Annotated in this window: 9 protein-coding genes; 2 read left to right on the forward strand and 7 right to left on the reverse strand. The window is 69.6% G+C overall.

What is annotated here, in order from left to right; translation table 11 throughout:
- From G5C51_RS09990 to G5C51_RS10020, 7 genes are all read right to left on the reverse strand, one after another.
- On the reverse strand, positions 1-2,141 hold a 2,141-nt coding region (locus G5C51_RS09990), incomplete at its 3' end, for an FAD-dependent oxidoreductase (RefSeq protein ID WP_165235160.1).
- Between the two features lie 11 nt (positions 2,142-2,152).
- Complete coding sequence (locus G5C51_RS09995) at positions 2,153-3,040, reverse strand: MurR/RpiR family transcriptional regulator (protein ID WP_165235163.1); 888 nt, start codon at positions 3,038-3,040, stop codon at positions 2,153-2,155.
- A gap of 8 nt (positions 3,041-3,048) precedes the next feature.
- The gene (locus G5C51_RS10000; RefSeq protein WP_165235166.1) at positions 3,049-3,873 is read right to left on the reverse strand and encodes a carbohydrate ABC transporter permease; all 825 of its coding nucleotides are present in this window, start codon (positions 3,871-3,873) and stop codon (positions 3,049-3,051) included.
- Complete coding sequence (locus G5C51_RS10005; RefSeq protein ID WP_165235169.1) at positions 3,866-4,828, reverse strand: carbohydrate ABC transporter permease; 963 nt, start codon at positions 4,826-4,828, stop codon at positions 3,866-3,868. The genes G5C51_RS10000 and G5C51_RS10005 overlap by 8 nt, the downstream gene beginning before the upstream one ends.
- Positions 4,828-6,129 carry an extracellular solute-binding protein gene (locus G5C51_RS10010; RefSeq protein ID WP_206313658.1) on the reverse strand — a complete coding sequence of 434 codons (1,302 nt, stop codon included), beginning with the start codon at positions 6,127-6,129 and terminating at the stop codon, positions 4,828-4,830. The genes G5C51_RS10005 and G5C51_RS10010 overlap by 1 nt, the downstream gene beginning before the upstream one ends.
- Positions 6,130-6,223: 94 nt before the next feature.
- Positions 6,224-7,201, reverse strand: a complete 978-nt coding sequence (locus G5C51_RS10015) for an acetylxylan esterase (RefSeq protein ID WP_165235172.1) — start codon at positions 7,199-7,201, stop codon at positions 6,224-6,226.
- Positions 7,202-7,221: 20 nt separating this feature from the next.
- Complete coding sequence (locus G5C51_RS10020) at positions 7,222-7,947, reverse strand: polysaccharide deacetylase family protein (protein ID WP_165235175.1); 726 nt, start codon at positions 7,945-7,947, stop codon at positions 7,222-7,224.
- Positions 7,948-8,170: 223 nt separating this feature from the next.
- On the opposite strand from G5C51_RS10020, the gene G5C51_RS10025 reads away from it, so the two are divergent.
- Together G5C51_RS10025 and G5C51_RS10030 are read left to right on the forward strand one after the other, a co-directional pair.
- Entirely contained in the window at positions 8,171-9,832 is a 1,662-nt protein-coding gene (locus G5C51_RS10025) for an ABC transporter substrate-binding protein (RefSeq protein ID WP_165235177.1), read from the forward strand.
- Positions 9,833-9,843: 11 nt separating this feature from the next.
- Complete coding sequence (locus G5C51_RS10030) at positions 9,844-10,890, forward strand: ABC transporter permease (protein ID WP_240929529.1); 1,047 nt, start codon at positions 9,844-9,846, stop codon at positions 10,888-10,890.
- Positions 10,891-10,892: the final 2 nt, after the last annotated feature.

Raw genomic sequence — 10,892 nt, forward strand, 5'->3', positions numbered from 1 at the left:
GTGAGCGGGGTGGGCTCGGGGAGGCGGTGGCGGACGGTGCGGCGGCGGTTGGCGTGGACGGTGGCGACGGTGTGCCAGGGGGCGTCGCCGTTGCGGACCTGGAGGGTGTAGTCGCGCAGCAGGGTCGGGAGGATGTCGTACGGGGTGCGGTGGTGGTGGAGGTTGATGAGGTCCTCTTCGACGTCGTCGTCGAGGATGACGACGATCTCGGCGATATCGACGGTCGCGGGCCAGGTGAGTTCGATCCAGGGCTCGGGGTCCCAGGCGAGGTCGTCGGAGGCCCAGAGCTGGGGGCCGCCGTACGGGCGGGCGTAGCCGCCGATCACCTTGCCGGGGGCGTACGCGGCGGTCTCGCCGAGCCGCAGGCACAGTCCTGAGCGGGGCAGGATGTGCTTCCAGGAGCGGAATTGCTCGGTCCACTGCTCGTCGGGGGCGGGGTCGCGGTGGGCGAAGAAGATCACGCCGGGTGGGGCGGAATCCGCGGTGTGCAGGGAGATCGCCGGATTCGCCCGCAGGACGACGACGGCGTTGGCCGGCCGCTCGGGGCGCCAGTCGAGGGGTATGCGAAGCCAGCGCTTCTCGCCCGCGGCCACCTGCACCGAGCGGGAGGCGATCAGGGCCAGGGGCAGGTAGTTCTGCGGTTTCAGCGGGTCGTGCAGCTCGACGGTGAGCGATGTCGCGGCGGCGGCGTCGACCAGGAGCTCCAGGTCGTGCAGTGCCGGGTCGGCGGGCACCACCATGGCGATGTCGGTGGTCAACGGCAGGGTTCCCGAGGACACTTCGGCGGTCGGGCGGGACAGCGCGGACGACGCCCGTACCGTCGCCTGCAAGGCCAGATTCGCCGGGTCGTCGTCGACGACGCCAAGCACCGAGGCGTCCGCCCGCCGCAGCGCAGAGCGCATCAGCTCGAAGCGCTCGCGGGCCAGCTCCCGCGGTGTGAGGCCGTGGCGGGTGGCGACGGCGGAGGCGATTCCGACCGCCTCGCCCAGGACCGCGCAGGTGGCCATCACGCGTGTGGTGCCGAAGGCCACGTGGCTGGCGCTGATGTTGCGTCCGGCCATCCACAGGTTGGTGATGTTGCGCGAGTACAGGGAGCGCAGCGGTATGTGGTAATTCCCGTTCGGGTGCCAGTGCTTGGAGCCGTGCTCGGTGGCGTAGACCCCGCCGGGAGGATGCAGGTCGATCGACCAGCCGCCGAAGGCCACGCGGTCGTCGAAGTCGGTCTGCCCGAGGACGTCGTGCTGTGTCAGTACGTGGTCGCCGAGGAAGCGCCGGTACTCCCGCTTTCCCGGCACCGATCCGATCCACTCCAGCGTGAGGTGGTCGGCGTCGAACCGGCCCGAGTTCTTGATGTAGTCCCAGATCCCGTAGACGACGGCCTGCAGCTCGTCCCGGATCCGTTCGTTGTCGTCGACGACGTCCAGCTCGCCGCCCCACTCGATCCACCAGTAGGCGCAGCCGTTGTGATCGGTGCGGATGATCCGGCGGTCGGGGATCGCGGTCTCGGTGATGTCCCGGGCGAACGACGGCGGCACGAAGCGCACCGGCTCACCGGCGTCCTTCGTATAGAAGAGGATCGTGCTGCCGAGGGTGTTCCCGTCCGGTACGACCGGCGCCCACGACTCCCCGTACAGCGATCTGGGCTCCCGCCCGGTGCGGAAGTCCGCGCCCGCGAGGAGGCCGACCAGGCCGTCGCCCGAGCAGTCGGCGAAGGCGGGGCTGTGGAAGGTGATGTCCTTCTCGGATCCCATCTGCCAGCCCGTGACGGAATTGATCCTCCCGTCCGCGGCATCCACCGTCCGTACGTCCGTGTTCAGGAAGAGCTGGATCCGCGGCTCGGCGCGCACGGCCTCCAGGAGGACGAGATCCCAGTAGTACGGATTGCCCGCGGGATTGCGGTACTGGTTCTCGACGAACAGTTCGCCCATGACGCCGGTCTCCCGGGCGAAGTGCTGCACGCCGTGGGCGGTCGCGCCGCACACCCACACCCGCACCTCGCTGGAGGAATTGCCGCCGAGCACCGGCCGGTTGTGGACCAGGGCCACGGTGCTGCCCTGCCGGGCCGCGGCGATCGCCGCGCAGATCCCGGCGAGGCCGCCCCCGACGACGGTCAGATCGGTGTGGATGTCGAGGTGCTGCATGCAGGGGCCTTTCAGGAATCCGGGCGTACGACGGGGTGCGCGGGCTCGTCGGGTTCGTTGGCGGCGAGGTGATCGGGGACGCGTTGCGCCACCAGGACGAAGAGCAGGCCGGCGGTCAGGCTGTCGCTGGCCCGGCCGGCGAAGAAGTCGGTCCAGGTCCCGCCGGCCGGCGTGCCGGTGTCGAGGACGACCTCGGCCGCCCGCCCGATCGCCGAGTCGGCGATGCCGGTGATCGCGACGGTGAGCGCCCCCTCCCCCGCCGACCGCTCGAGGAACTCCAGCGCCTCGGGCTCGGTGCCCGACCGCGACACGACGAGTGCCACATCCCCGGCGCCCAGCAGCCCGGAGGCGATGCGCGACGACTGCGGCCCGTCGAAGAACCACACCGGGATCGCGATCCGCAGCAGGCGGATGTAGAGCTCCCGCGCCGGGATCGCGTCGCCCCACTCCCCGTAGATGTGGACCCGACGGGCTCCGGCGATGGCGTCGGCGACGCGGGTGGCGGCGGTGAGGTCTATGGCCGCCAGGGCATTACGGATCGCGTTCGCGCTGGTGCTGGCGAGCACGTTGAGCACCTGCTCGGCCGGGTCCGCCGGGCCGATCGCCAGCCCGATGTCGCTCGCCCAGCCCGCCTCGCGGCCGCGGCCGATCTCCATCGCCAGGGCGGCGCGCAGCGCCGGGTAGCCGGCGAATCCGAGGTGTGTGGACAGCCTGCTCACGGTCGCGGCCGAGGTCTCCGCGGCCTCGGCGAGCTTGGTGATCGAGCCGCCCGCGACCTCGTCGGGGTGGGCCAGGATGTGCTCGGCGACGCGATGCGTCGCACCGGTCAGCCCCGGCAGGGCCTGCTTCAGCAGCTGCAGCGGGCTCGGGCTGTCCGCTCTTCCCGTCGACTTTCCCATTCCCTCTCTCATTTGATTCCGGTGTGCGTCATGGCGGCGATGAACCGTCGCTGCAGGAGGATGAAGACGATCAGCACCGGCACGATCGAGATCACCGACGCCGCCATGGTCAGACCGGGAGCGATCTGGCCCTGCTCATTGACGAAGTTGGACAGGCTGAGCGGCAGCGTGTAGCGCTCCGGATCGCTGATCAGCACCAGCGGCGTCTCGTAGTCGTTCCAGGACCAGACGAACGCCAGGATGCCGAGCGCGCTCAGCACCGGCTTCGCCAGCGGCAGATAGATCCGGGTGAACACCCGCCACTCGCTCGCCCCGTCCATCCGGGCCGCCTCGGCGAACTCGGCCGGCTGGGCGGCAAAGAACTGCCGCATCATGAAGGTCCCGAGGACGGTGAACATGCCGGGCAGGATCAGCGCCCAGAGCGTGTCGTAGAGCCCGAGCCGCTGGAAGTAGATGAACCGCGGCACCAGCAGCAGCTGCACGGGAATGATCGCCGTCGCGAGGTACATCAGGAAGATCTTGTCCCGCCACTTGAAGGACATCCGCGCGAACGCGTAGCCCGCCATCGTCGCCGTGACGAGTTCGCCGGCCACCCGCAGCGCGGCGACGAAGACCGACCGGCCGAAGGCCGGCAGCACCGAGGTCGCGCCCGTGAGCACGGACCGGAAGTTCTCCCACTGGAACGGATCCGGGATCCACTGCATCGGCACCTTGTAGGCGTCCACGTCCGGCTTCAGCGCGGTCGACAGCATCCACGCGAACGGTGCGAGGAAGGCGAGCGCGAGAATCCACATCCCGATGCCCCAGACCCACTTCGCGGTCCTGTCAGTCATGGAGGGCCCTCCCTCGCTGGGCACGCCAGGTCAGCAGGGTCAGCACCAGTACACCGGCGAACGTCACCAGGCCGATCGCGGACGCGTAGCCGAACCGGTAGAACTGGAAGCCGGTTTGGTACATGTAGTACGAGAGCGTGGTGGTCGAGTCGCCCGGACCACCCGCGGTGATCAGCGCAATCAGGCCGAACCCCTGCGATACGCCGATGATCAGCGTGACCACCAGGAAGATCGTGGACGGCAGCACCGACGGCCAGGTGATCACCCGGAACTTCGTCCATGCCCCGGCGCCGTCGATGTCGGCCGCCTCGTACAACTGGCGCGGCGCATCCTGAAGCGCGGACATATAGATCAGGGACGCGTAGCCGACGCCACCCCAGACCGCCATCACGATCAGCGCCGGCAGCGCCCAGTTGGACGAGGCGAACCAGCCGGGCTCGAGACCGAGGCCGCCGAGCACCTGGTTGACCAGGCCGGAATTCGGGTTCATCAGCATCAGCCAGGTCATGCCGACCGCAACGATGTTGACGATGTACGGGAGGAAGAAGATCGCCCGGAGTGCGGCGCGCCCCGGCAGCGGCCGGTTCAGGGCGATGCCGAGAGCGAGTCCGAGTATGACGGTCAGCGGCACACTCACCCCGGCGTACACCAGGGTCAGGCCGACCGCCTTCCAGAAGGCGGGGTCCTGGGCGATGGCGACGAAGTTGTCCGTGCCGGTGAACCTGATGCCGCCGAGACCGGAGACCAGATTCCAGTCGGTGAAAGCGAGCACGACGACGCTGACGAGCGGAATCAGCGTGAAGGCGATCACGCCGAGCAGATTGGGCAGGATGAACAGCAGCCCGACCCAGCCCTTGGGCCGGATCCCGGGCGGCGCCTTCTTCGTCCGCTTCTTCGTCCGCGCGGCGGTTGGCTTCGCCGCTGCGGAGGTCTCTGCCACGGTGGCGGTACCCATCACGGCCTCCTGTCGTTACGGGCGATCGCGGCGTCGGCGACGCGTCGTACGTCACGAATGGCCGGCCCGGGAGCCTTCTCGCCGAGCCAGCACAGGTCGCGCTGCTGCTTCTCGGCGAGCCTGATCTCCGGGAAGGCTGTCAACCGGGTGCCGGTGGCGAGCTTGAGCTTCGGGTCCAGTACGACCCGGCGGAACGACTCGACGTCGAAGTACCGCTCCGGCTCCTCGCCGAGCATCCCGCTGATCACCTGGTCTTCGGAGAGATTGCTCAGGGACGGCAGCTGGCCGGCGCTGAGCATCGGTCCGGAGCCCTCGGTCAGATAGAACTTGATGAACTCCCAGGCCACCTCTTGCTTCGGCGACTTCGGGTTCACCATCAGGAAGTTGCCGCATTCGCCGCTGTTCCAGTCCCGGCCGTCGACGGTCGGCAGCGGGGCGAAGGAGACCTTGAAGTCATGCGGATACATCTTCGCGTCGCGCAGGTACCGCAGGTTGAACGGCCAGGTCGGCCAGAGGTGGAACTCCTCCCCGAGGAAAGCGTTCTGCTGATAGACGTCGAGATGGCGCGACAGCACCTCGGTCCACCGGAACGCCGACCCCTCAGCGATCATCTCCTGGCCGATCCGGAACTCCTGCTCGAAGTGCGGATCGCCGAAGTTCGACCGATCCCCGTCGTACCAGTAGTCCGGGCCGAGGGCGATCCGGGCGACATCGGGGACCCGGTACGCGCCGACGGTGTCCGCGGTCGTCAGCCTCTTCGCCGTTGCGCGGTATTCCTCGATCGTCCACTCGTGGGGGAGTTCCACACCTGCTTGCCGGCGCAGCTTCTCGTTGAACATCACGAACGACGGCACGGACGCGGTGGCGAGCCCCTTGACCCGGCCGTTGTCGAAATACGCCCGGGGCTGCTCGGTGTCCAGGAAGGGGCGCAGCTCCGGAGCCCGCCGGACCTGATCGGTCAGGTCCGCCGCCAGTCCGGAACCGGCCCGCAGCGCCAACGGCCCCAGCCCGTAGGTGAAATACACATCGATGTCGACCCCGCCCTGCAGCGCGGTGTCCAGCTTGAGATTGCCGCGATCGTCGTTCACGTAGCGCGTGTACGTGACCTTGTGCTGCGGGAACTTCCGCTGGAACGCCTCCACCACCGCCGCGGGTCCGGACTCGGGCGGCACGCCGCCCCACACCTGCAGCGCGGCGGACCGCGAGCCCTGATCGGTGGAACACCCGGGAAGCACCGCCGTCCCAGCGGCCGCCCCCAGCACGGCCAACGCCTCGCGCCGTGAAAATCCTTTGCGCCTCACACTCCACCTCCCTCGAAATCCTGCAAAAGATTAACCAGGGAGGCCTGCACCGGCCAGACTCCGTGCAAGACTTTTCGGGACGGGCTCCCGGCTGTCAGCCCTTCCCGGCCAGGAAGGCCCGCTGAGCCGCTTCCAGTTCGGCCGTCTCGGCCGGCCCGCCGGGGTGGTCGAAGTGCCCGGCCCGCAGCACGAAGAGCTCGCGCGGCCCGGCGAGGGCGTTGTGCACCGCGAACTGCCCCGGCGGGGGCACCGAAGGATCGAAGAGGGCGGCGCCCACATGCACCGGGATACGGATATGCCCTGCCGCCGTCGCGGCGTCGAAGTACGCCAGCACGTCCAGCACCGAGGGGTCGGCGGCATGCCGCGTGCGTACCGACTCCCCGCTGCCCGTGCACGGCAGCGTCACCCGGAGCGGATGGTTGCCGAAGGTCGGCACCGTGAGGCCCGCGGCGTGGAAGCGGTCGTCCCAGGGGAGCGCGAGGGCGCCGATGCCGCCGCCGAAGCTCGTGCCCAGGTAGGTCAGGCGCTCGGCTGCCGCGGGGACCAGCCGCAGCAGGGCAGTTGCCGCGCACCAGACGTCGGCCGCGCAGCCGCCCAGGACGTAGCGCTCCCTGGCGGCGATGCCGTGCAGCACATGGCCGGCCGAATCCGGCGGGATGCCGGGCAGCAGGCTGCGGCTGCCGAGGCCGCGCAGACAGGGCCAGATGGTCGCCGCGCCCGGCACCGGCTGCCAGGGGGCCGGGGCCTCGCGGCCGCCGTAACCGTGCGTCACGACGCAGCCCTGGGTGATCCGGCCGTCGGCCGGCGTCGTCAGCCAGCCGCCGATGCGGTAGCCGTCGGTCGAGGTGTACGAGACGGGGCGGACGACCGTCCCGTCCATCTCGGCCTCGGGCGGCCCGACTTCGGGGGCCGGATCGATCCGGCGCGCCGACTCGTAGCGCTGCCGCCAGAAGGCCGCGAAGTCCCGCGGCCCCGCGGGCGCGCCCACCTCCAGCAGCCGCGGCAGGTCGTATCCGTGCGCGGGGTCGAAAGGGAAGTCGTGCGGCAGCGTGCCGGTTGCGTGCTCGGGCAAGGCGTCTCCTGGGGCTCGGGTCAGCTGGGGCTGATGATCTCGTCCAGGTCATCGAAGCCGATGCACCGTACCCCCAGCTCCGTAGCCTGCTCGATCAGCCAGGTCACGCGGGCGGGGGTGATGTAGTTGTTCTCGTGCGCCTCGGCGATGGCATGGGCGTACAGCGTCAGGGCCTCGTCGCGGTCGGCGGCGCGGCGGAGGGCGGCGAGCAGGGCGGCGTCGGAGTTGCCGCAGGGCCGGAAGTCGCGGCCGTTGTCCGCGCCGGCGGCGGTCAGCAGCCGGCGTGACGGGAGCTCGCTGACGGGGATGAAGTACCCGTCATCCTCTGCCAGTTGACGACCGTCGGACGGGGCCGAGTAGCCGCCGCGCAGCCGGGTGAAGGTCCGGGCCAGCAGCTCGTCGATCGCCGGCGAGCGGCCGCCGAACGGGTAGGCGAAGCTGCGCGGCGCCAGGCCCTCGGCGCGCAGGCCTGCGAGGCACGGGGCGATCTCGTCGCGTACGTACGCCTCCGGGCCCACGCGTGCGATCTCCTCGGCGGCGTCGAGGTGGTGCAGGCCGTGGGCCCCGATGGTGTGGCCGTCCGCGGCGAGGTCACGGAGTTTCGAAAAATCGGGCCGCGACAGCCGCCCCAGGTCGCTGACGAAGAACGTGACGCGCGCCCCGTGCGCCCTTACCACCTCCCGGGCCGCGGCCCACTCCGGCACGAAGAAATCGTCGAAGGTCAACAGCAGCGCGCCTCGGGTCATGCGGCGAGCGTAGCCAACCGGCCGCCATCGAGGCGGCGTTGGCCCGACCCCAGGACCGGGATCGTTGCGAAAAGTCTTCGCAACACCATTGACGCGTCCACGCAACGTCTCTACGGTCCTTGCTCATACGTAGAAGCACCGCCGCGAGCTGACCGCGCGACCTCTGCTCATACGTATGCACAGCCCATCCCCGCTTGCCGTTCACTCCGCCCGGGAGACAGCCATGCCAAGTAGGAGATCGACCGTTCTGTGCACGACCGCATCAGCCGCGGCGCTGGCCCTGACCGCCGCCTGCACCGCGGGTACGGACACGGGTGCGGGACCGGCGGGGGCCACTGCCGACGGGACGCTGACCGTCGGCCTGATCGACGCGGGCACCACCTTCGTACGCAACTACAACACCGTCTCGCCGTCCCCGCGGAAGGCCCCGGGCAACAACTGGGTCTACGAGCCGCTGGCCCGCGTGGACTACGCCGATGGCGCCAAGGTCAAGCCCTGGCTGGCGAAGAGCCTGGAGTTCGACGACGCCGGCACCACGCTCACCGTGAAGATCCGCGACGACGTGAAGTTCTCCGACGGCAAGCCCATGACGGCCGACGACGTGCACTTCTCCCTGGAACTTCCGCTGAAGAACAAGGACTTCAACGCGGGCGGCATCACGTACACCGGAGTCAAGAAGGTGGACGACACCACGGTCGAGCTCACCTACCCCAAGCCCGCCTTCAGCGAGCTCAACCAGCTCGCCGGCATCAAGTCACCCATCGTGCCCAAGCACATCTGGGCCAAGCAGAACCTCCGCACCTGGACCAACCCGAAGCCGGTCGGCACCGGCCCGGTCACCGTGGACAAGTTCGCCCCGCAGCAGATCACCTTCGCCGCCCGCAAGGACTACTGGGGCGGCGCGCTCCCGATGAAGCACCTGAAGGTCATCCCGTCCAACCCCGACGCCGTCAAGGCGCAGCTGCTCCGCGGCGACATCGACTACGCGTCCGCCTCCTGGGCCGCCGCCAAGAAGGAGTACGTCGCCAAGGACCCGAAGCACCACCACTACGAGCTCTACGCCGCCGGCGGCGCCTCGTCGCTGTTCTACAACACCGCGAAGGCGCCCTTCGACAACGTCCATCTGCGCCGCGCCCTGGCCATGACCATCCCGCGCACCGACGTCGTGGCCACCCTGGAGCGCCCCGGCACGGAGGCGGGCCCGTCGGGGCTCGTCGACGAGATCTACGGCGACCAGCTGCTGCCGAAGTACAAGGGCAAGGTGCAGAAGGTCGACGGCGCCGGCGCCAAGGCCGAGCTGAAGAAGAGCGGCTACACCGTCGAGGGCGGCAAACTGGTCAAGGACGGCACGTCCTACGCCCCGAAGCTGCTCTTCAACCAGGACATCGCCTGGGACCCGTACGCCAACATGCTCGTCAAGAGCTGGGAGAAGCAGCTCGGGATCAAGGTCAAGCCCGCGGGCGCGCCCGGCGCCAACCACTGGGAGCAGATGCAGAAGGGCGCCTTCGACCTGGCGGTCAACGACACCTTCGGCGCGGGCCCGGCCGGCGTCTACAGCGCGCTCAGCAGCCGCGCGTACCGCCCGCTGAAGGAGATGGCGGCCACCAACTTCGGCCGCTGGAAGGACGCCAAAACGGACCGGTTCATCGGCGACCTGATCGGCTCGAAGGACCCGGCGAAGGTGAAGGCGGCCACCGAGGGCATGCAGCGGATCGTCGCGGAGCAGGTGCCGTACTCGCCGATCTACAACCTCTACAACTTCGTCCTGGTCAACTCCAAGCGCTGGACCGGCTGGCCCACCGCCGAGAGCTACGACGTGGTGCCGGCCATCGCGCAGCCCACCGAGTTCATCCTCACGCTCAAGAAGCTGAAGCCGGCGAAGTGACCGCGACCACCCTGACCCCCGCGGACCCTGCGCCGGGATCCGCCCGGCGCCGGGTCCCCCGGCGCTGGCGGTTCCTGGGCCGCCGGCTGGGCTTCTACCTGGCCGCCGCCTGGTCGGCGATCACGCTCAACTTCGTCCTCCCCCGGCTGATGCCCGGCGACCCGGCCGCGGCGATCATCGAGCAGCTGCAGAGCGCCGGCGGCCAGCAGGTCGACGTCCAGACGCTGGAGGCGATCCAGCGCCTGTTCGGCAACCCGGACGCCAATCTCTGGCAGCAGTACTGGGAGTATCTGGGCCAGCTGGCCACCTTCGACCTCGGCACCTCGATCACGTACTTCCCCACCCCGGTCGCCGATCTGGTGTGGCAGGGCCTGCCCTGGACGATGCTGCTCGTCGGCACCACCACCGTGCTGGGCTTTCTGCTCGGCACCGGCCTCGGGATGGTCGCCGGCTGGCGGGCCGGCAGCCGCTTCGACACCCTCGTCAGCCCGCTGACCATCTTCGTCTCGGCCATCCCGTACTTCTGGATGGCGCTGCTCGGCCTGTGGGTCTTCAGCTTCCTGCTCGGCTGGTTCCCGCTCTCCGGCGGCTACGACCCGGACCTGCCGGTCGGCTTCAACGGCCCGTTCCTGCTCAGCGTGCTGCACTACGGCGCCATGCCCGCCGCCACCATCGTCTTCTCCGCCTTCGGCGGCTGGCTGCTCGGCATGCGGAACATGACGGTGACCACGGTCCGGGAGGACTACGTGCTCCTCGCCCAGGCCAAGGGCCTCTCCCCGCGCCGCGTCCTGCTCCGCTACGCCGCCCGCAACGCCATGCTGCCGAACCTCACCGGCTTCGCCATGGCGCTCGGCGGGGTGGTCGGCGGGGCGCTGCTCACCGAGATCGTCTTCAGCTATCCGGGGATCGGCTATCTCATGTACGCGGCGCTGCGGCAGCGCGACTACCCCGTCATGCAGGCGGTGTTCTTCCTCACCACCATGACCGTGCTGCTGGCGAACCTGATCGCCGACTCCGTCTACGCGCTGCTCGATCCGCGGATCAGGGAAGAGGGGTGAGC

This window comes from Streptomyces coryli (assembly GCF_011044975.1).
In the GTDB taxonomy this organism is placed as follows: domain Bacteria; phylum Actinomycetota; class Actinomycetes; order Streptomycetales; family Streptomycetaceae; genus Streptomyces; species Streptomyces coryli.

Excerpts from the sequence above, each read along its gene's own strand:
- G5C51_RS09995 (WP_165235163.1), bottom strand. The coding sequence starts at position 3,040 with ATGGGAAAGTCGACGGGAAGAGCGGACAGCCCGAGCCCGCTGCAGCTG.
- G5C51_RS10000 (WP_165235166.1), bottom strand. The coding sequence starts at position 3,873 with ATGACTGACAGGACCGCGAAGTGGGTCTGGGGCATCGGGATGTGGATT.
- G5C51_RS10005 (WP_165235169.1), bottom strand. The coding sequence starts at position 4,828 with ATGGGTACCGCCACCGTGGCAGAGACCTCCGCAGCGGCGAAGCCAACC.
- G5C51_RS10020 (WP_165235175.1), bottom strand. The coding sequence starts at position 7,947 with ATGACCCGAGGCGCGCTGCTGTTGACCTTCGACGATTTCTTCGTGCCG.
- G5C51_RS10025 (WP_165235177.1), top strand. The coding sequence starts at position 8,171 with ATGCCAAGTAGGAGATCGACCGTTCTGTGCACGACCGCATCAGCCGCG.